Source organism: Rhodococcus koreensis (assembly GCF_900105905.1).
Classification (GTDB): Bacteria; Actinomycetota; Actinomycetes; order Mycobacteriales; family Mycobacteriaceae; genus Rhodococcus_F; species Rhodococcus_F koreensis.
In genome coordinates, this window is sequence record NZ_FNSV01000005.1 from 3,838,278 (window position 1) to 3,858,262 (window position 19,985).

Genomic DNA, 19,985 nt, shown 5'->3' on the forward strand with positions numbered 1-19,985 from the left:
CCCGAGACCCCGAGCGGGACTACCAGGTGCGTGTCGCGCCCGTGGTCAGTTTCGTACCGCGACTGCGCCAGTGCGGCTCTTTGTCCAACGTGTTCTTGGTGATCTTGCGCAAACTGCGAATGGCGGATCCGTACAGTCCGGACGCCGTAGTGGAGAGTTTGCCGCCCGGCGGTTCGTCCATGAACGGCATGAACTTGTCCGGGAAGCCCGGCATCGTGCACCCGATGCAGATACCACCCACATTCGGGCACCCACCCACACCGTTGATCCAGCCCCGCTTCGGGACGTTGCACTTGACGACAGGACCCCAGCACCCCAGCTTCACGATGCACTTCGGTGAGCCGTACTCGGTGGCGAAATCACCCTGCTCGTAGTAGCCGGCGCGGTCGCAGCCCTCGTGCACCGTGGCGCCGAACAGCCATTGCGGACGCAGCGCGTCGTCGAGCGGAATCATGGGCGCCTGCTCGGTGGCCATGTAGAGGAGATACGTCAACGTCTCCGACAGATTGTCCGGCTGGATCGGGCAACCGGGAACGCAGACGATCGGAATGCCCGCCTTCGACTTCCAGTCCCAGCCGAGATAATCGGGAACACCCATCGCCCCGGTCGGGTTGCCCGCCATCGCGTGGATGCCGCCGTACGTCGCGCACGTGCCCGCCGCGACGATCGCCGTCGCCTTCGGAGCCAGACGATCGAGCCACTCACTCGTCGTCACCGGCTGACCGGTCTCGGGATTGTTGCCGAAGCCGCACCAGTAACCCTCGTCGTGAAGTTGCTCGTTCGGGATGGAACCCTCCACCACCAGCACGAAGGGTTCGAGTTCGCCGCGGTCCGCCTTCCAGAACCATTCCAGGAAGTCGTTGGCGCCGCCCTCCGGACCGTTGTCGAAGTCGATCAGCGGCCAGTGCACGGCCACTTTGGGCAGGCCCGGCAGGGCCCCCAGGGCAATCTCCTCGACACTGGGCTGCGTCGCAGCCGTCAAGGCCACCGAATCGCCGTCGCAACTGAGTCCCGCATTGATCCACAGCACGTGAATCAGGGTGTCCTCGGCGTTGATTGCTTCCTGTGTCGGCATATCAGGTCGCTTTCCGGAGTGAACACAACTCCTGTCGCCACCGGAGTCGACCGTCGGCCCACCTGCGTGGCGCTGATATTTATTTAGCTCCGCCGCCGAGCGGATGTCAACGGTCCCCGGCGCGTCGCGCCGCGTCGTCCGGCCCCGTCGTGTAGTGGCTTCATTGCTTCGCGATCCAGTCGTACCACTGCCGAATGCCCTGACCGGTCGTCGCCGACAATGTGATCATCTGCAGGTCCGGGTTTACCGACCGGGCGTACTTCGTGCAGAGGTCGACGTCGAAGTCCACGTACGGCAACAGGTCCGCCTTGTTCACGATCACCAGGTTCGCCGCCGCGAACATGTGCGGATACTTCAGCGGCTTGTCCGTCCCCTCGGTCACCGAGATCACCACCACCCGGCTCTTCTCACCGAGATCGAACAGTGCCGGACAGACGAGATTCCCCACGTTCTCGATGAACAGCAGCGAATTCGGCTCGGGGTCCAGGGCGGTCAGCGCGTCCCGCATCATCTCGGCGTCGAGATGACACCCGGCGCCCGTGTTCACCTGCACCACAGCACATCCCGTCGCCTTGATGCGGTTGGCGTCGAGCATCGTCTCCTGGTCGCCCTCCACCACCGAGACCCGACGCTGCCCACCGATGTCGGCGATGGTGCGTTCGAGCAGCGTCGTCTTCCCGGACCCGGGCGAACTCATCACATTGAGGGCGAGCACCCCGCGCCCCGCCAGCCAGCCCCGGTTGCGCTCGGCCGTGAGGTCGTTCTTCGCCAGCACCTTCTGTTCGAGGGTGACCGTCTCGGTCGTGTGCTCGTGAGTGTGTGCGTGCTCGTGGTCGTGGGGGTGTTCGTGAGTGTGCTCGTGCGGGTGCTCGTGGTCGTGCGGGTGCTCGTGGTCGTGGGGGTGCTCGTGGGGCACCGTGATCCTGGTCCCCGTCTCGTCTCCGCATCCACAGGTGGCACACATTTGCGTCAGCTCACTTCCATCGAGAGGATTCGTAGTTCCCGACCCGACGTGACCTCCACGTCCGCACTTCCGCACGGGCACAGCAACACCAGGTCCGTGAGCACGAAGTCGTCGCCGCATTCACGGCAGTGCGCACCGCCCGGCGTGTGGTCGATGTCGAGACGGGCACCGTGCGCGACGGTCCCTTCGGTGACCAGTTCGAAACAGAACTGCATCGAATCGGCGACCACCGCAGTCAGCGCCCCCACCTGCACCCGCACGCTGTGGACCGTCCGTCCCGCAGCGGTCTCGCAGACGGCGTCGACGACGCTCTGGGTGATTGCCAATTCGTGCATCACGGCCCCGTTCAGGACTCGTCACTATCCTGTTCGAGCGTAGCGCTTCGCACCCGTGAGTACTTGTTAACCGCGGGCGGTTAACAAGTACTCACAGGCGTTCGATGATGGTGACGTTCGCGGTGCCACCGCCTTCGCAGATGGTCTGCAGACCGTAGCGGCCGCCGGTGCGTTCGAGTTCGTTGAGGAGCGTCGCCATCAGCTTGGTGCCGGTCGCGCCGAGTGGGTGGCCGAGGGCGATCGCGCCGCCGTTGACGTTGACCTTCGCCGGGTCGGCGCCGATCTCCGCGAGCCACGCGAGGACCACCGGCGCGAAGGCCTCGTTGATCTCGACCAGGTCGATGTCGTCGATGCTCAGGCCGGTCTTCTCCAGCGCGTAGCGGGTCGCGGGGATCGGCGCGCTGAGCATGAAGATCGGGTCGGCGCCGCGGGCGCTGAGGTGGTGGATGCGGGCGCGGGGCGTCAGGCCGTACCGCTCGACCGCTTCCGGTGAGGCCAGCAGCACCGCGCTCGCACCGTCGGAGATCTGGCTCGCGACCGCAGCCGTGAGACGTCCGCCGTCGGTGAGGGTCTTCAGGGCGGCCATCTTCTCGAGGCTGGTCTCGCGCGGACCCTCGTCCGTGGTGAAGTCGCCCACCGGCACGATCTCGCGGTCGAAGCGACCCTCGGCGATGGCGGTCCGCGCCCGCTCGTGGCTCTGCAGCGCCCAGCGTTCGAGTGCCTCGCGGCTGATGTCCCACTTGTCCGCGATCAGTTCGGCGCCGTGGAACTGCGACACCTCCTGGTCGCCGTAGCGCTCGGCCCAGCCCGTCGATCCGCCGAACGGGGTGTCGAATCCGTACTGCTGCCCGACCACCATCGCCGACGCGATCGGGATCTGGCTCATGTTCTGCACACCGCCCGCGACGATCAGGTCGGCGGTGCCGCTGAGGATCGCCTGCGCACCGAAGTGGACGGCCTGCTGGCTCGACCCGCACTGCCGGTCGACCGTGACCCCCGGGACCTCTTCCGGGTAGCCGGCGGCGAGCCACGCGGTGCGGGCGATGTTGCCTGCCTGTCCGCCGATCGCGTCGACACAACCGAAGACGACGTCGTCGACACCGGCCGGGTCGATGCCCGTGCGCTCGACGACGGCCTTGATGACGTGCGCACCCAGGTCGGCGGGATGCACGCCGGACAGGCCACCGTTCTTCTTGCCGATCGGGGTGCGAACGGCGTCGACGATGTAGGCCTCGGTCATGTGAAACTCCTAGTCAGTGTTGGGGACTCGCGAGTCCGTCCAGGACGATCGAGAGGTATTGCTTGGCCACGGTGTCGACCGTGACGGAACCGCCGGGGCGGTACCAGCGGACGGCGACCCAGGCGGTGTCGCGGAGGAAACGGAAGGCGAGTTCGACGTCGATGTCGGCCCGGAAGCTGCCGTCCTTCACCCCCGCCTCGAGCACACCCATCCATAGGTCGCGGAATTCGGTGTTCAGTTCGGACAGGTACGTGAAGCGCTCGTTGGCGACGAGATGCTTCACCTCGTCCTGGTAGATCGCGACCGCCGAATGCGACGCGTCGATCGCCTCGTAGGACGTAGTGACCAGCGCTTCGAGGGTCGCGCGACTGTCGAGTCCGGATGCGACGATCTCGCGGTACTTGCCGAACAGGTCGTCGAGGAAGCCCCGTAGGATTTCGTCGACCATCGACTCCTTGGAGTCGAAGTGGTGGTACAGGCTGCCCGACAGGATGCCCGCGGCGTCGGCGATGTCGCGCACGGTGGTGGCCCGCAGGCCGCGTTCGGCGAAGAGGGTGGCCGCGATGTCGAGGAGTTCGGCCCTGCGTCCGGTCTTGCCGGTCGTGTCGTCGAGGGGTGGGGTCATCGTCACATCCTATCAACCAAGCGCTTGCTAGGGCCTCCGGCCCCGTGCGCCTTTCTGGTTGTCGGAGCTACCAAAAAGGCGCACGGGGCGGCTACGCCCTCTGCGACGAGATCGACACGACCTCGCCAGTGAGGTAGGTGGTGTAGTCGCTGGCCAGCATGGCGATGGTGGCGGCGATTTCCCACACCTCAGCGGCGCGGCCGAAGGCCTCGTCGGATGCCAGTTTGTCGAGGAGTTCCTCGCTGGTGACCTTGGCGAGGAAGGCGTGCCGCGCGATGGACGGTGCGACGGCGTTGATCCGGACCCCGTATTCGGCGGCCTCGATCGCGCTGCACCGAGTGAGGGCCATGACGCCGGCCTTCGCCGCCGCGTAGTGGGCCTGCGAGTGCTGCGCCCGCCAGCCGAGGACGGACGCGTTGTTGACGAGCACTCCGTTGTGCTCGACGCCCTTGAAGTAGCGCAGCGCCGCGCGGGTGGCGCGGAATGTCCCGTTCAGGGTGATGTCGAGGACGCGGTCCCACTCCTCGTCGGTCATGTCGACGAGCGGCGTCTCACCGCCGAGTCCGGCATTGTTGACGAGGACGTCGATCCGGCCGAGGGCGTCGGCCGCCCCGGCGATCAGGGCGTCCACCTGTTCGGTACTCGACACGTCGCACGTCAGCGCCTCGACGGCCTGCCCGGGAAACTCGGCGGCGAGCTTCTCCTGGGTCTCGCGGAGCCGTCGTTCGTGCCAGTCCGACACCAGGACGTCGGCGCCCTCGAGCAGGGCACGATGCGCGGACGCGTAGCCGATGCCGGTGCCCGCGGCGGCGGTGACGACGACCTTCTTTCCTTTCAGCAGGTCGTGGCCCGGCGTCTCGAAGGGTGCGGTGGCGAGCGGTGCGGGTTTTGTCACGGTCGTGCCTCTCGGGGGAGTCCGAGCACGCGCTCGGAGATGATGTTGCGCTGGATCTCGTTGGATCCGCCATAGATGGTGTCGGCGCGGGTGAACAGGAACAGCCGCTGCCATCCGCCGAGTTCGAGATGTTCGGGATCGGTGATGTCGGACGTCGGGTCGACGGGGGCGAGGAGCGACGACGCACCCTGCACCTCCATCGCCAGCTGTCCGAGGTCGCGGTGCCAGTTGGCCCACAGCAGTTTCGCGACGGACGCCTCGGGCCCGGACGTTCCGGCGTCGACGGCCTCGAGGGTCCGCAGGGCGTGGGCGCGCATCACGCGCAGCCCCACCCAGGCGCGGGCGATCTTCTCGCGAATGTTCGGGTCGGACGCTGCGCCGGTGGTTTTCGCGAGGTCGACGACGCCCTGCAGTTCGCGGGCGAATCCGATCTGCTGCCCGAGCGTGGACACGCCGCGTTCGAAGGTGAGCAGCCCCATCGCGACCCGCCAGCCGTCGCCGGGTTCCCCGACCACCAGATCGGCGTCGGTGACGGCGTCGTCGAAGAACACCTCGTTGAACTCGGACGTGCCGGTGAGTTGCTGGATGGGCCGGACGGTGACGCCGGGCTGGTCCAGAGGCACGAGCAGGAAGCTCAGCCCCTGGTGCCGCTTCGACCCGGGTTCCGTGCGGCACAGCACGAACGCCCACTGCGCGACGCGCGCGAGCGACGTCCACACCTTCTGGCCGTTGATCACCCACTTGTCGCCGTCGAGTCGTGCGGTGGTCGCGACGTTGGCGAGGTCGGAGCCGGCACCGGGCTCGGAGTAGCCCTGCGCCCACAGTTCGGTGACGGTGTTGATCCCCGGCAGGAAGCGTCGTTTCTGCTCCTCGGTGCCGAACGCGATGAGCGTCGGTCCGAGCAATTCCTCGCCGACGTGACTGACGCGTGCCGGTGCCCCTGCCTTCGCGTATTCCTCGTGGAACACGACCTGCTGAGCCAGCGTCGCTCCGCGCCCGCCGTATTCCTTCGGCCAGCCGAGGCACGTCCATCCGGCGGCCGCCAGGTGCCGGTCCCAGGCGAGCCGTTCCTCGAAGAACTCGTGCTCGCTACCGGGGCCGCCCTTGCCCTTCAGCCGGGCGAAGTCGCCGGTCAGATTGTTTTTCAGCCACGTTCTGACGCTCTCGGCGAAGTCGTCGTCGGTGATCAGCCCGTCCGGGCTCTCGCTCTGGTCCACGTCTGTAAGATAACCTACCAAGCACTTGCTAGGTAGGTAGGGAGCCCAGTGACCGAACATCCGAGAACCATCCCGTCCGCCGTCATCCACGCCGCGCGTGCATACGGCGAGCTTCCGGCGGTGTCCGACGGCGACGTCCGTCTGACCTTCACACAACTGCACGACCGTGTCCGCGATTTCGCCGCCGCACTCTGCTCGCAGGACGTGCGGCCCGGCGACCACGTCGCGGTGTGGTCGCCCAACACGTATCACTGGGTGGTCGCCGCGCTCGGCATCCACTACGCCGGCGCGACGCTCGTCCCGATCAACACCCGGTACACCGCACCGGAGACCCTCGACATCCTCGAGCGCACCAAGACGACCGCACTCGTCGTCGCGGGCAACTTCCTCGGCACCGACCGGTACGCGTCGCTGCGCGACGAGTCGAGCACCCTCGACCTGCCGACGGTCGTCCGCGTACCTGTCGACGGCGGCGACACCCCGACCCCGGGTGTCGTCGACTTCGACGACTTCCTCGCCCTCGCCGACGAGGACACCCGCGCCGAGGCCGACGCCCGCGCGGCCGCCGTCTCCCCCGACGACGTCTCCGACGTCATGTTCACGTCGGGCACCACGGGCCGGAGCAAGGGGGTGATGAGCGCGCACCGGCAGTCGGTGGGCATCGCCCGGGCGTGGGGTGAGTGCGCGGAGGTGACGTCGGACGACAACTACCTCATCATCAACCCGTTCTTCCACACCTTCGGCTACAAGGCCGGGTTCCTGGTGTGCCTGCTGAACGGGGTCACCGTCGTGCCGATGGCCGTGTTCGACGTCCCCAAGGTGATGGCGACCGTGCACGACGAGCAGATCACGGTGCTGCCCGGCGCCCCCACGATCTTCCAGTCGATCCTCGACCACCCCGACCGCCCGAAGTACGACCTGTCCAGCCTGCGGGTCGCGATCACGGGCGCGGCCGCGGTGCCCGTCGCCCTGGTGGAACGCATGCAGTCGGAACTCAGCTTCGACGCCGTCCTCACCGCCTACGGCCAGACCGAGGCCGTGGTGGTCACCATGTGCCGGACCGACGACGACCCGGTGACCGTCTCGACCACGTCCGGTCGCGCGATCCCCGGGATGGAGGTCCGGATCGGCGATCACGGCGAGATCCTGGTGCGCGGCGAGAACGTGATGCTCGGTTACCTCGACGACCCCGAAGCCACCGCCAAGACCATCGACGCCGACGGCTGGCTGCACACCGGCGACGTCGGCACCCTCGACGACCGCGGATACGTCGACATCACCGACCGTCTCAAGGACATGTACATCTCCGGCGGGTTCAATGTGTATCCCGCTGAGGTGGAGAACGCCCTTGCCAGGCTCGACGGTGTCGCGGAGTCTGCCGTCATCGGTGTTCCCGACCAGCGGATGGGCGAGGTCGGGCGCGCGTTCGTCGTGGCGAAGGCGGGTACCGCGCTCGCCGAGGCCGACGTGATCGCGTTCTGCAAGGAACGCCTCGCCAACTTCAAGGTGCCCCGCTCGGTGCGCTTCGTCGACTCCCTCCCCCGGAACCCCTCCGGGAAGGTCATGAAAAACGTTCTGCGTGAGGAGAAGAAATGACGGTTCCGGACGAGGGTGACGTCGTCACCTACGACGTGCGCGACGGTGTCGCATTCGTGACGCTCAACCGCCCCGACTACCGCAACGCCCAGAACTCGGTGATGACGTACGCGCTCGACGCCGCGTTCGAGCGGGCCGTCGAGGACGACGACGTGAAGGTGATCGTCCTCGCAGGCAACGGCAAGCACTTCAGCGCCGGGCACGACATCGGCACCCCGGGCCGCGACCATCACGTCCATTACGACAACAAGGCCGTGATGTGGTGGGACCACGTCGACAAGCCCGGCGGCGACCAGCGCTACGCCCGCGAGATGGAGGTGTATCTCGGGATGTGCCGTCGCTGGCGCGAGATCCCGAAGCCGACCATCGCGATGATCCAGGGCGCCTGCATCGCCGGCGGCCTGATGCTGGCGTGGGTGTGCGACCTGATCGTCGCGTCGGACGACGCCTTCTTCTCCGATCCGGTCGTACGTATGGGCATCCCCGGAGTCGAGTACTTCGCGCACCCGTGGATGCTCGGACCGCGGTTTGCGAAGGAAATCCTCTTCACCGGCGACCGGTTCACCGCGCAGCGCGCGTACGAGGTGGGCATGGTCAACCGCGTCGTGCCGCGCGAGGACCTCGAGACGGAGACCCTGGCGATCGCCGGCCGCATCGCCGCGATGCCCCGGTTCGGTCTCGCGCTCACCAAGAAGGCCGTCAACCAGTGCGAAGACCAGATGGGCATGCGGAACGGCATGGACTCCGTCTTCGGCCTCCACCACTTCGCGCACGCGCACAACGCGGAGATCGACACCGATCCGCTCGGCGGCATGGACGCCAAGTCGATGGCCGCCAGCGCCCGCAACTCGAACGAAGGAGCCAAGTAAGTGGATCTCGAGTTCGACGACGCCACCGTCGCCTTCCGCGAGGAGGTGCGAACCTTTCTGCGCGACAACGTTCCCGCCGAGCCGCTACCGTCGATGGACACCGCGGAGGGTTTCGAGGCGCACCGCGCGTGGGAACGCACTCTCGCCGACGCCCGGCTGTCCGTGGTGTCGTGGCCGGAGGAACTGGGCGGACGCGACGCGTCGCTGCTGGAATGGGTGGTGTTCGAGGAGGAGTACTACCGCTCCGGTGCACCCGGACGCGTCAGCCAGAACGGCATCTTCCTGCTCGCCCCGACGCTGTTCGAGCACGCGAACGCCGAGCAGCTGGCCCGCATCATGCCGCGGATGGCCCGCGCCGACGACATCTGGGCGCAGGCCTGGTCGGAACCGGAGTCGGGCAGTGACCTCGCGTCGCTCCGCTCCACCGCCCGCCGTGTCGACGGCGGCTGGGTGCTGAACGGGCAGAAGACGTGGAGCTCCCGCGCGAGCTTTGCTGACTGGGGTTTCGGGCTGTTCCGGTCCGACCCGGACGCCCAGCGGCACAAGGGCATCACGTACTTCATGTTCGACCTGCGGTCGCAGGGTGTCACCGTCCGCCCGATCGACCAGCTGGACGGCGAACCCGGGTTCGCGGAAATCTTCCTCGAGGACGTCTTCGTGCCGGACGACCCCGCGAACCCCGGCGAGTCAGGAGTGATCGGCGGTGTGAACGAGGGCTGGCGGGTCGCGATGAGCACCGCGTCCAACGAGCGCGGACTGTCGCTGCGCAGCCCGGGACGGTTCCTTGCCACGGTGGACCGGCTGGTCGCGCTGTTCGAGACCTCCGGACGCACCGACGACACCGCGCTGCGCGACCGGGTCGCCGACGCCTGGATCGGTGCCCGCGCGTACCAGCTGAACACGTTCGGCACCGTCACCCGGCTCGCGGACGGCGGCCAACTCGGGGCCGAGTCGTCGATCAACAAGGTGTTCTGGTCGGAGTGGGACATCACCACGCACGAGACTGCGCTCGAGCTGCAGGGCGCCTCGGCGGAGCTCGCCGACAACTGGACGGACGGCTACCTGTTCTCCCTGTCCGGCCCGATCTACGCCGGCACCAACGAGATTCAGAAGAACGTGATCGCCGAGCGCCTGCTCGGCCTACCGAAGGCGGATCGATGAGATTCACACTCGACTCCTCCCATCAGGACTTCGCGTCCAGCATCGACGCACTGCTGTCGAAGGCCGACATGCCGGCGGTGATCCGGTCGTGGAACACCGGCGACACCGGCCCCGGCCTGAAGGTGTGGCAGCGCCTCGCCGAGACGGGCGTGAACGGATTGCTGGTGTCCGAGGAACACGACGGCCTCGGCGCCGACGCCGTCGACCTCGCGGTGGCCGTCGAACAACTCGGACGCCACGCGGTCCCCGGCCCGGTGGCCGAGACCGTCGCCGTCGCGCCGGCGCTGCTCGCGCAGGTGTCATCGGACCGGCTGTCGGCGTTGGCTTCCGGTTTGCTCGCCACAGTCGCCGCCGGCCCGCACGTGCCGTTCGCGGTGGACGCGGACTCGGCCGATCTGGTCCTGCTCGTCGACGGTGCCACCCTGTCTCTCGGACAGGCCGGTGCGGTGCAGAACTCGGTGGATCAGTCTCGGCGGCTGTTCCCGCTGACCGCCGGCGAGACCCTCGGTGACGTGGACTTCGCACCCGCGTTCGACCTCGGCGCCCTCGCGACCGCGGCCCAACTGCAGGGACTCGGCCAGACCCTGCTCGACGTCACCACCGACTACGCCAAGCAGCGCAAGCAGTTCGGCAAGCCGATCGGACAGTTCCAGGCCATCAAACATCACCTGGCGGAAGTGGCTGTCGGGCTGGAGATGTCGCGGCCGCTTCTGCACGGTGCGGCGCTGGCCGTGCGGGACGGCTCCGCAGACAGTTCCCGGGACGTGTCGGCCGCGAAGGTGGCGTGCGGAGATGCCGCGTACCGGGCCGCGCGGGCGGCGCTGCAGGTACACGGCGCCATCGGGTACACCCAGGAGCACGACCTGTCGCTGTGGCTCACCAAGGTCCGGGCACTGATCACCGCCTGGGGCACGCCGGCGTTCCACCGCGGTCGTGTCGTCGACTCGCTCGTGGAGGCATCATGAGTTTCGACAACGAGGAACGCGCCGCGCTCCGGTCGTCGGTCCGGGACCTGCTCGGCAAGCACTCCGACTCCGCCGCCGTCCGCCGGGCGATCACCACCGGGCACGGCTACGACGACGCGCTGTGGTCCAGATTGTGCGAGCAGATCGGTGTCGCCGCGCTCGCCATCCCGGAGAAGTACGACGGCGTCGGGGCGTCGCTGCTGGAAGTCCATGTGGTGCAGGAAGAACTGGGCCGCACGCTGACGCCGTCGCCGATGCTCGGCAGCGCCGTGCTGGCCGCGCAGGCGCTGGTGTTGTCGGGGGACGACGACGCGTGCGCCCGGCTGCTCCCCGGCATCGCGGCGGGTTCGGTGGCCGCGCTGTGCTGGGCGGGCCCGGACGGCTGGTCCGGTTTCGGGGTCACCGCATCGGGCGAGACGCTGTCGGGGACGGCGTCGTACGTGCTCGGCGGTGACGTCGCGGACGTGCTGCTGGTTCTTACATCCGAAGGCCTGTTCGAGGTCGACCCGGCGGCGGACGGCGTGACGCGTCGTCGCGTCCCGGCGATGGACCCGACGCGCGCGCTGTCGGAGGTCGTGTTCGACGGCGTCGCGGCGCGTAGGCTCGTCTCCCCCACCGACCTCGTCGACCAGTTGCGCACCGTCGCGCTGGTCGCGCTGTCGGCGGAACAGGTCGGCGCGGCGTCCGCGGCGCTGGAACAGACGGTCGAATATGCGAAGTCGCGCAAGCAGTTCGGGCGCGCCATCGGATCCTTCCAGGCACTGAAACACCGCATGGCCGACATGTACGCGCTCGTCGAGACGGCCCGGTCGATGTCGTACGCGGCGGCGCTGTCGGGGACGCACGACGATGCCGTCGTCGCGAAGGTGTACTGCTCGGAGGCGCTTCAGAACGTCGCGGCCGAGGCCATCCAGCTGCACGGCGGCATCGCCATCACCTGGGAGCACGACGCGCAGTTGTACTTCAAACGCGCGCACGGGAGCGCGCAGCTCTTCGGGCAGCCGCGCGACTACCTCGCCGAGCTCGCTACCGCCGCCGGACTCTAGGCGGCTCCGCCGCCCGTGCGTGGTTCACGAGTCTCTGCACTCGTCAACCACTCACGGGCGCAGCCCCTCCAGGTAGCTGGCGACCCCGTCCTCGTCGTTGCTGGGCAGGACGTGGTCGGCGAGGGCGAGAACTTCGGGCAGCGCGTTGGACGGGCACAGCGCCGTGCCCGCCCATGTCAGCATCGGGACGTCGTTGATGGCGTCCCCGGCGACGGCGACCTCGTCCGTCGAGATCCCGTCGACGGCGCACAGTTCGGCGAGCGCACTCGCCTTGGACACACCGGACGCCGCCATCTCGACGTACGGCGCACCGGAGTGCGTCAGTTCGACGCCGTCGACGCCGGCGGCCACCGCCGCGCGGTACAGGTCCGCGCTGGGAACCTCGGGGTGCCGGGCGACGATCTTCACCATCGGCTCGTCGATATCGGGCAGCAGTTCCGACAGCATCATCTCGTGCGGATGCCGGTGGTGGTCGGCGAACTCGCACAGTGCCGCGTACGCCGGTTCGGCGACGAAGCGCGTCGGGCCGATGTTCGCGAATACGACACCGGGCATCAGCGTCCGCACCCGGTCCATTGCCGCGGCGGCCGACGCCATCGCGATGGTCGTCGTCGCCGTGATCACCGGGGTGCCGTCGGCCAGGTCGAGGACGACCGCACCGTTCGCGCAGATCGCCTTGCCGCGGAATCCGCACGACTGCGCGAGTTCGTGCACCGAATGCCGGGCGCGGGCCGTGGCCCACACCACCTCGACCCCCGACCGTCGGGCATCCTCCATCGCCTGCGCGGTGCGCGGGGAGATCGTGCGGTCCGATCGCAGCAGGGTGCCGTCGAGGTCCGTCGCCAATAGCCGAATTCGGGTCACCTCCGCATGATGCCAGGCGGCGCATGTACCCCTCACGACCCCATCGCAGTCGATAGCCTGGACAGCATGAGTCCTCGAGTACCCAGCATCGTGCTGAATTCCGGAACCATCGTCCCCCAGCTCGGCTTGGGGGTCTGGCAGGCCGACAACGACGAGACCGAACACGCCGTCGGGTTCGCCCTGGACGAGGCGGGCTACCGGCACATCGACACGGCCGCCGCGTACGGCAACGAGGAGGGGGTCGGCCGCGGCATCGCGAACTCGGGAGTCCCGCGCGAGGACATCTTCCTCACCACCAAGTTGTGGAACTCGGACCAGGGCTACGAGCCGGCGCTGAAAGCGTTCGACGCCAGCCTCGGACGTCTCGGTGTCGACTACGTCGACCTGTACCTGATCCATTGGCCGCTGCAGGACGACGACCGCATCCTCCGCACGTGGGACGCGCTGGAGAAGATCGCCGAGTCCGGGCGCGCGAAGGCGATCGGTGTGTGCAATTTCGAACCGCGCCACCTGCAGTTGCTGATCGACCGGGGCGGCGTCGTCCCGGCGGTCGACCAGGTGGAGTTGCACCCGCATCTGGCCCAGCAGGAGATCCGGACGTACGCGGTCGAGCACGGCATCGCCGTCGAATCGTGGAGCCCGCTCGGCGGCACCAGCAACTCGGGGTGGGGCGACGACTCGAAGCCGAACGTCCTGCTCACCGATCCGATCATCACGCGCATCGGCGACCGGCACAGTAAGAGCCCTGCCCAGGTGCTGATCCGCTGGCATCTGCAGAGCGGGCTGATCGTCATCCCCAAGTCGGTCCACGAGTCGCGGATCCGCGAGAACATCGACGTGTTCGATTTCGAACTCAGCGAGCAGGACCTCAGCGAGATCGAGACGATGGACGACGGCGCCCGCGTCGGAGCCCACCCGGACGAGTTGAACATCGGCGCCCCGGAATAGGCGCTTCGCGCCCGTGCGCGGTTAGCGAGTCCAGAGACTCCTCAACCACTCACGGGCGCGAAGCGCCTACAGCTTGACCGGCATCTCCTCGAGCCCGGACACGAAGTTGGCAGGACGACGCCGCAGCGGGGTGTCGTCGACGAGCATCATGTCGGGTAGCCGCGACAGCAGTTGCTCGAACATGATCTTCGCTTCGAGCCGGGCGAGTTGGTTGCCGAGGCAAAAGTGGGTGCCGAAGCCGAATGCGACGTGCGGGTTCGGGGACCGTCCGATGTCGAACACGTCGGGGTTGTGGAATACCGCCTCGTCGAAGTTGGCGGATTCGAACAGCAGCATCATCTTCTCGCCCTCGCGGAGGGCGGTTCCGAAGAAGTCGACGTCGCGGGTGACGGTGCGGCACATGTTCTTGATCGGCGACGACCAGCGCAGCATCTCCTCGACCGCCGTCGGGATGCCGTCGGGGTCGTTCACGAGACGCGCCTGCTGTTCGGGGTGGCGCAGCAGTTGTTCCATGCCGCCGCTGAGGACGTGCCGGGTGGTCTCGTCGCCGCCGATGAGGATCAGCAGGGTTTCGCCGACGATGTCCGCGTCGCTCAGCCGGTGCCCGTCGATCTCGCTGTGCACGAGGATGCTGGTGAGGTCGTCCGTCGGGTTCTGCCGCCGTTCCTCGATGGTGCGGAGCGTGAATTCGTTGAACGCGAGGTAGGCGTTGGCCTGTGCCTGCAGTCCTTCCGGGGTGGCGTTGCTGCCGAGCGCATTCATCAGGTCGTCGGACCACTGCAGGAACAGGTCGCGTTCCTGGGGGCGCACGCCGAGCATGTCGCCGACGACGGCCATGGGCAGCGGCGCCGCCAGATCGCGCACGAAGTCCACTTCCTCCTTGTCGCACGCGGCGTCGATGAGGTGGTCGCAGATCTCGCGGATCCGGCCGACCTTCGCCTCCACCTGTTTGCGGGTGAAGCCGGCGTTGACGAGTCGGCGATGCTGCAGGTGCTGGGGGTCGTCCATGTCGATCATCTGGGGCAGCGGGCCCACCCCGGGCCGGATTCCGCCCGCGTTCGAGAACAACTCCGGATCGCGTTCGGCGGCCAGGACGGCCTCGTACGACGCGGCGCCGAGAATGCCGCCTGTCCGGTACACCGGTTCGTGGGCGCGCATCCAGGCGTATGCCTGCCGGGGGTCGCCGAGTTCGCCCGAGTAGAACCGTCCGTCGATGAGATCGAATTCCGGCCTGTCCGTCATCGAGACGCTCCTCCGCATTGAATCCCGCCGTTCGTGCCCCGATAATAGAACGTGTTCCTACTATGACGCAGAGGTATAGCGGCAGTTTTCACAGATCCACGGCTCGAGAATTGACACGAGTTCTATTACCTGGAGGTGTGCGTGGTTACCAACGACGGCAGCAGCGGGCTCGCGAAGACGTCCGTGCTCGTCACCGGCGGCGGCAGTGGCATCGGACTGGGCATCGCCACCGCACTGGCCGCCGAGGGCGTCCACGTCACGATCTGCGGTCGGAACGAGGAGAAGCTGGCACGCGCGGCGGAGCAGATCAGCGCCGACAACCCGACGGGGACGGTCGACGCGGTGACCGCCGACGTCACGAACGAGGACGACGTCGTCCGCGCGGTCACGAAGGCGTGCGAGCGCACCGGGCAACTCGACGGCGTCGTCACCTGCGCGGGCGGCAACGAGACGGTGGGGCCCGTGACCCAACTCGACGTCGACGCCTGGCGCAGAACCGTCGATCTCAATGTCACCGGCACGATGCTGACGATCAAGCATTCCGCCCGGGCACTGGTCGCCGGGGGCGGCGGTTCCATCGTCACCATCTCCTCGATCGCGAGCAGCAACACCCACCGCTGGTTCGGCGCGTACGGCCCGTCGAAGGCGGGCGTCGACAACCTGACGCGACTCGCCGCCGACGAACTCGGGGCCAGCAACGTCCGCGTCAACTGCATCCGCCCCGGACTCACCCGCACCGACCTCGTCGCGCTCATCACCGACGGCGGACCCGTCCTGGACGACTACCTGGCCAACACCCCGATCTCGCGGGTCGGCGAGGTCACCGACATCGCCGCGCTCGCCAAGTTCCTCCTCGGCCCCGACTCCACCTGGATCACGGGTCAGATCATCAACGTCGACGGCGGGCAGATGCTGCGGCGCGGCCCCGACTTCGGGTCGATGTTCGAGCCCATGTTCGGCGCCGACGGCCTGCGCGGGGTGGTCGCGCCGTGACGTCGCACCTGGTTCTGGGCAAGCAGGTCGACATGCCCGTGGAGATCCGGGCGGCATCGGCGTTCACGGCGATGTATTCGGTGCCGACCGCCGCGGCCCAGTCGCTGATCGACTCCACCGGACTGGAGATCCTGCAGTTCCGGCCCGGGCGCGGCGTGTGCGTGCTGGTGTTCGTCGACTACGTGGACGGCGACCTCGGCCCGTACAACGAATTCGGGGTGTCGTTCCTCGTCCGCGACCACCGGGCCGCCGGGACCTCGGTCCCGCAGGATCTGAAGGCGCTGACCCAGGGCCGGGCCGGGGCGCTGATCCACCACCTGCCGGTCGACGGCGACTTCACCCTGGCCGCCGGCCGCGGCATCTGGGGCTTCCCGAAGGTCCTCGCCCATTTCGACGTCGACCATTCCGGCTCCGTCAAACGTGGGTCGGTGAGCCAGGGCGGTCGGCTGATCGCCCAATTGAGTGTCAAACAGGGCATTCCGGTGCCGGGTTCGGGCGCGAGTACGTCACTCGCCGCCTATTCGCACCTCGACGGACTCACCCGGTTCACCACCTGGGACATGAGCCCGACCGGCGTCCGCTCCCGGCCGGGAGGCGCGGAACTGAAACTGGGCAGCCACCCGATCGCCGACGAACTGCGGTCGCTGGGACTTCCGAAGCGGGCGCTCCTCACGTCGTCGATTCCCGAACTGAAGATGACGTTCGGGGACGCGCAGCCCGCCTGACCCGCAGGTGAGTGGCAAAGTGTGCCCCGGCACGCTTTGTCACTCACGTGGGGTTGCCGCCGAAAGGACGACCGGTAGTGCAGATCACACGACGCAGCGTGCTCGTGGGCGCGGCCCTGACTCCGGCGAATTCCTGGTCGGCGTCGGCATTTCCGACGCCACCGGGCCGGTCGCCGACGTCGGGATGATGGGCTACTCCGGCAGCGACGTCCCGCGCGGCCCGGCACCTCGCGACCTGTCGCAGTTCCAGCCGTATTTCGGTCCCGGCATCGACCACGACGAGCGACCCGCCGGCCGCGCCTTCGGCGACACACTCACCCAGCCGGCCACGAAAACACAGTCGGGCCAACAGGTCACCGTCGAGTTCGTCACCGGACACCCGCGCGACAACCCGCGCCGTGGGGGAACGTTCTTCGAGATCCAGCGCCTGAGCGGAGACCACTGGCTCCGGCACGCCGACGACGGCGACTGGTCGACCAAGTACCACTGGACACGCACCGAGCCCCACCGGTCGGTCGCGCGCATCACGTGGGACGTTCCGCCCGGAACGCCCGCAGGCCGATACCGAGTGCAGCACTACGGCGACAGCCGGAACGCGGCGGGAGCGGTCACCTCGTTCACCGGGACGTCTAACGACTTCGACGTCGAGTAGCCGCCCCGACGACCCCGGACGCCCGACTGTCCTGGACGCTAGGACAGGTCGAGCGCGGTCGCCACGTCGAGGAAGTGCCGGATCGCCGGGATCTGTTGCCGGTCGGCGCGATACGCGACCGACACCGTCGATACCGCCTGCGCGTCGGAGAGTGCGACGTACCGCAGGTCCGGGAGGTGCAGGGCCCGGAGGCTGGCCGGAACGATGGTGACGCCGGTGTTCGCCGCCACCAACCCGAGGAGGGTGGGAAACTGGACGGCCTCCTGCGCGGCCTCCAGCCGGAAGCCCGCGTGATGGCACAGGGCGGCGATGTGGTCGTACAGTCGTGACACCTGGCCGCGCGGAAACGTGAGGAACCGTTCGTCGCGCAATTCCACGAGCCGCACCGACTCCCGGGCGGCGAAGGGGTGCGACGAGTGCATCGCCACCAGCAGAGGCTCGCGGGTCAGCGGCCGGACCACGATGCCGTCCGCGCGGTCGACTTCGCGGACCAGCCCGATGTCGAGGATGCCGTCCGTGATCGCCGACAGCTGGCGGTCGGTCGTCGACTCGGACAACTCCACCTGAACTCCGGGCCACTCCTTCTGCAGGGCGAGCATGGTCGCGGGGACGATTCGCAGTGCCGCGGAACTGACGAAACCGATGCGGAGCAGCCCCACCTCCCCGTGGGCGACCTGTTCCACCGCGGCGAGCGCGTGATCGGCTTCCGCGAGGACACGCCTGCCCTCGTCCAGGAGTACCCGACCCGCGTCGGTGAGCTCGACGCGTCGCGTCGTCCGCTCGAACAGGGTGGTGCGCAGTTCTTTCTCGAACTTGCTGATCTGCTGACTGAGCGCGGGCTGCGCGATGTGCAGGCGTTCCGCGGCGCGCCTGAAGTTCATCTCCTCGGCCACCGTGACGAAGTATCGAAGCTGCCGCAGTTCCACCCGATTGATACTTGCAACTTATCAGTCGGTTGACAATAGGTACTTCTGCACGGTGGTCGCCGGGCCTAGCGTTGAGGGCACCGAATTACCAGCCCTTCGAGGAGTCAGCAGTGGAGCACCATCTCACCGCACCAGACACGGACACCCGTCTCCGCCACCTGATCGGCGGCGAGTGGGTGGACGGCGACGGTCCGGTCGCAGCGACGACGAACCCGGCCGACGAGACGGTCGTCGCGGAATACCATCCGGCCGACAGCCGGCTCCTCGACGCGGCGGTGGCTGCCGCGGTGTCGGCACGCCGCGAGTGGGACGACCGCGGAATCATCGCACGCGGACTCGTCCTCCGCCGGGCGGCCGAGATCCTCGCCGAGCGTGCCGACGCGGTCGCGGAACTCATGACCCGGGAGCAGGGCAAGACGCTCCCCGAATCGCGGGCCGAGGTGGGAGCCACCGTCGAGACCCTGCACTACCACGCGGCGCAGGCGCGCAACGCCGACGGCGCCACGTTCCCCTCCTCGCATCCCGAGGAGGTGATCCGCACGGTCCGCCGACCGCTCGGCGTGGTCGCCGCGATCACCCCGTGGAACTTCCCGCTGCAGATTCCGGCGTGGAAGCTCGCGCCGGCGCTGCTGTGGGGCAACACGGTGGTCTGGAAACCCGCCAGCGACACGGTCGCGGTCGCGGCAGTCTTCGCCGAAGTCCTTGCCGCAGCGGGTGTTCCGGCGGGTGTCCTCAACATGATCCTGGGCCCGGGGACGATCGGCGCCGAACTGGTGGCGCGGGAGGAGATCTCGGGAGTCACCTTCACCGGATCGGTTCCGGTGGGCAGGTCGATCCAGGCCGCCGCGGTGCCGCGCGGCGCGAAGGTGCAGATGGAACTCGGCGGGCACAACGCGGCAATCGTGCTCCCCGACGTCGATCCGAGGGAAGCAGCGGCGGTCCTGATCGCCGGGGCGATGGGTAGCAGTGGCCAGAAATGCACGGCGACGCGGAGGATCATCGCCGTCGGCGACGCTTATGACGACCTCGTGCCCGAACTCGTCGCACGGGTCGAGCAATTGGTCGTCGGCGACGGGCTTGCCCCGGAGTCGCAGATCGGCCCGCTCGTCTCCGCCCGCGCGGCAAAGGAAGTGACTGCCGCGATCGACCAGGCGCTGTCCGAGGGCGCGGAACTGCTGGGGTCTGCACCACTCCCCAAGTCGGGTGCGGCCTTCGTGGCCCCGACACTGCTCGCCGGCACGCCGGCGCTGACCATCAGCCGGGACGAGGTGTTCGGTCCGGTCACCCTCGTCCTGCGTGCGCGCGACCTCGACGAGGCCATCGCCCTCGCGAACGCGACGTCGTTCGGTCTCACCGCCGCGGTTTTCACGTGCGACGAGCGGGCCGTCCGCCGCTGCATCCGGGACCTCGACGCCGGCCTGATCAAGGTCAACGCACCCAACACCGGGTCCGAACTGCACGCTCCCTTCGGCGGACTCAAGGATTCGTCGTTCCCCGCTCCCCGAGAGCAGAATGCGGCGACGAGCGCCGAGTTCTTCACCTGGAGCAAGATCGCTTACTCCCGCACCGGAACACCGAGGAGCGAGGCATGAGACCGACCGAACTGCTGCGGCGGACGCAGACATCCGCCCGGTCACCCGAACAGGT

The 19,985-nt window shown here is 68.1% G+C and carries 20 protein-coding genes; 10 read left to right on the forward strand and 10 right to left on the reverse strand.

Translation table 11 applies throughout. The annotated features are described in order from the left end of the window. Window positions 1–19: 19 nt before the first annotated feature. From BLV94_RS21990 to BLV94_RS22020, 7 genes are all read right to left on the reverse strand, one after another. Window positions 20–1,075, reverse strand: a complete 1,056-nt coding sequence (locus BLV94_RS21990; protein WP_072938985.1) for an NADH-quinone oxidoreductase subunit B family protein — start codon at window positions 1,073–1,075, stop codon at window positions 20–22. A 160-nt stretch (window positions 1,076–1,235) separates the two neighbouring features. Next, window positions 1,236–2,039 carry a hydrogenase nickel incorporation protein HypB gene (gene hypB, locus BLV94_RS21995; protein WP_072938987.1) on the reverse strand — a complete coding sequence of 268 codons (804 nt, stop codon included), beginning with the start codon at window positions 2,037–2,039 and terminating at the stop codon, window positions 1,236–1,238. A 5-nt stretch (window positions 2,040–2,044) separates the two neighbouring features. Continuing rightward, window positions 2,045–2,374: a hydrogenase maturation nickel metallochaperone HypA/HybF gene (locus tag BLV94_RS22000; protein ID WP_072938989.1), complete on the reverse strand. Its 330-nt coding sequence runs from the start codon at window positions 2,372–2,374 to the stop codon at window positions 2,045–2,047. 91 nt (window positions 2,375–2,465) lie between these two features. Then, window positions 2,466–3,614 (reverse strand): acetyl-CoA C-acetyltransferase, encoded by a 1,149-nt coding sequence (locus tag BLV94_RS22005; RefSeq protein ID WP_072938991.1) that lies wholly within the window; start codon window positions 3,612–3,614, stop codon window positions 2,466–2,468. A gap of 13 nt (window positions 3,615–3,627) precedes the next feature. After that, window positions 3,628–4,239 carry a TetR/AcrR family transcriptional regulator gene (locus BLV94_RS22010; protein ID WP_072938993.1) on the reverse strand — a complete coding sequence of 204 codons (612 nt, stop codon included), beginning with the start codon at window positions 4,237–4,239 and terminating at the stop codon, window positions 3,628–3,630. A gap of 91 nt (window positions 4,240–4,330) precedes the next feature. Then, window positions 4,331–5,134 (reverse strand): SDR family oxidoreductase, encoded by an 804-nt coding sequence (locus tag BLV94_RS22015; protein WP_072938995.1) that lies wholly within the window; start codon window positions 5,132–5,134, stop codon window positions 4,331–4,333. Continuing rightward, entirely contained in the window at window positions 5,131–6,351 is a 1,221-nt protein-coding gene (locus BLV94_RS22020) for an acyl-CoA dehydrogenase family protein (protein ID WP_072938997.1), read from the reverse strand. Before BLV94_RS22020 ends, BLV94_RS22015 begins: the two co-directional genes overlap by 4 nt. A 48-nt stretch (window positions 6,352–6,399) precedes the next feature. On the opposite strand from BLV94_RS22020, the gene fadD3 reads away from it, so the two are divergent. Genes fadD3 through BLV94_RS22045 form a run of 5 tightly spaced genes read left to right on the forward strand, consistent with a single transcriptional unit; the run spans window position 6,400 to window position 11,988 of the window. Beyond that, window positions 6,400–7,947 carry a 3-[(3aS,4S,7aS)-7a-methyl-1,5-dioxo-octahydro-1H-inden-4-yl]propanoyl:CoA ligase gene (fadD3, locus tag BLV94_RS22025; protein WP_072938999.1) on the forward strand — a complete coding sequence of 516 codons (1,548 nt, stop codon included), beginning with the start codon at window positions 6,400–6,402 and terminating at the stop codon, window positions 7,945–7,947. Then, the gene (locus BLV94_RS22030; protein ID WP_072939001.1) at window positions 7,944–8,816 is read left to right on the forward strand and encodes an enoyl-CoA hydratase; all 873 of its coding nucleotides are present in this window, start codon (window positions 7,944–7,946) and stop codon (window positions 8,814–8,816) included. The genes fadD3 and BLV94_RS22030 overlap by 4 nt, the downstream gene beginning before the upstream one ends. Further along, window positions 8,817–9,977 carry an acyl-CoA dehydrogenase family protein gene (locus BLV94_RS22035; RefSeq protein WP_072939003.1) on the forward strand — a complete coding sequence of 387 codons (1,161 nt, stop codon included), beginning with the start codon at window positions 8,817–8,819 and terminating at the stop codon, window positions 9,975–9,977. After that, window positions 9,974–10,942: an acyl-CoA dehydrogenase family protein gene (locus tag BLV94_RS22040; RefSeq protein ID WP_072939006.1), complete on the forward strand. Its 969-nt coding sequence runs from the start codon at window positions 9,974–9,976 to the stop codon at window positions 10,940–10,942. Before BLV94_RS22035 ends, BLV94_RS22040 begins: the two co-directional genes overlap by 4 nt. Continuing rightward, window positions 10,939–11,988, forward strand: coding sequence for an acyl-CoA dehydrogenase family protein (locus tag BLV94_RS22045; protein ID WP_072939009.1), 1,050 nt, complete (start codon window positions 10,939–10,941; stop codon window positions 11,986–11,988). Before BLV94_RS22040 ends, BLV94_RS22045 begins: the two co-directional genes overlap by 4 nt. A gap of 51 nt (window positions 11,989–12,039) precedes the next feature. Here BLV94_RS22045 and BLV94_RS22050 read toward each other — a convergent pair whose 3' ends face one another. Next, window positions 12,040–12,852: an HAD family hydrolase gene (locus tag BLV94_RS22050; RefSeq protein ID WP_072939011.1), complete on the reverse strand. Its 813-nt coding sequence runs from the start codon at window positions 12,850–12,852 to the stop codon at window positions 12,040–12,042. 66 nt (window positions 12,853–12,918) lie between these two features. On the opposite strand from BLV94_RS22050, the gene BLV94_RS22055 reads away from it, so the two are divergent. After that, the gene (locus tag BLV94_RS22055; RefSeq protein WP_072939013.1) at window positions 12,919–13,800 is read left to right on the forward strand and encodes an aldo/keto reductase; all 882 of its coding nucleotides are present in this window, start codon (window positions 12,919–12,921) and stop codon (window positions 13,798–13,800) included. 66 nt (window positions 13,801–13,866) lie between these two features. On the opposite strand, the gene BLV94_RS22060 is transcribed toward BLV94_RS22055, so the two are convergent. Then, the gene (locus tag BLV94_RS22060; RefSeq protein ID WP_072939016.1) at window positions 13,867–15,042 is read right to left on the reverse strand and encodes a cytochrome P450; all 1,176 of its coding nucleotides are present in this window, start codon (window positions 15,040–15,042) and stop codon (window positions 13,867–13,869) included. A gap of 141 nt (window positions 15,043–15,183) precedes the next feature. Between BLV94_RS22060 and BLV94_RS22065 the strand changes: the two genes are divergently transcribed. The 3 genes from BLV94_RS22065 (at window position 15,184) to BLV94_RS22075 (ending at window position 17,412) form a co-directional block, all read left to right on the forward strand. Next, window positions 15,184–16,035, forward strand: coding sequence for an SDR family oxidoreductase (locus tag BLV94_RS22065; protein WP_072939018.1), 852 nt, complete (start codon window positions 15,184–15,186; stop codon window positions 16,033–16,035). Next, window positions 16,032–16,760, forward strand: a complete 729-nt coding sequence (locus tag BLV94_RS22070) for an acetoacetate decarboxylase family protein (RefSeq protein ID WP_072939021.1) — start codon at window positions 16,032–16,034, stop codon at window positions 16,758–16,760. Before BLV94_RS22065 ends, BLV94_RS22070 begins: the two co-directional genes overlap by 4 nt. Window positions 16,761–16,944: 184 nt before the next feature. Beyond that, window positions 16,945–17,412 (forward strand): neutral/alkaline non-lysosomal ceramidase C-terminal domain-containing protein, encoded by a 468-nt coding sequence (locus BLV94_RS22075; protein ID WP_072939023.1) that lies wholly within the window; start codon window positions 16,945–16,947, stop codon window positions 17,410–17,412. A gap of 38 nt (window positions 17,413–17,450) precedes the next feature. Here the strand turns inward: BLV94_RS22075 and BLV94_RS22080 are convergent, their stop codons facing one another. After that, window positions 17,451–18,338 carry a LysR family transcriptional regulator gene (locus BLV94_RS22080; RefSeq protein ID WP_072939026.1) on the reverse strand — a complete coding sequence of 296 codons (888 nt, stop codon included), beginning with the start codon at window positions 18,336–18,338 and terminating at the stop codon, window positions 17,451–17,453. 110 nt (window positions 18,339–18,448) lie between these two features. Between BLV94_RS22080 and BLV94_RS22085 the strand changes: the two genes are divergently transcribed. After that, window positions 18,449–19,930: an aldehyde dehydrogenase family protein gene (locus BLV94_RS22085; RefSeq protein ID WP_072939029.1), complete on the forward strand. Its 1,482-nt coding sequence runs from the start codon at window positions 18,449–18,451 to the stop codon at window positions 19,928–19,930. Window positions 19,931–19,985: the final 55 nt, after the last annotated feature.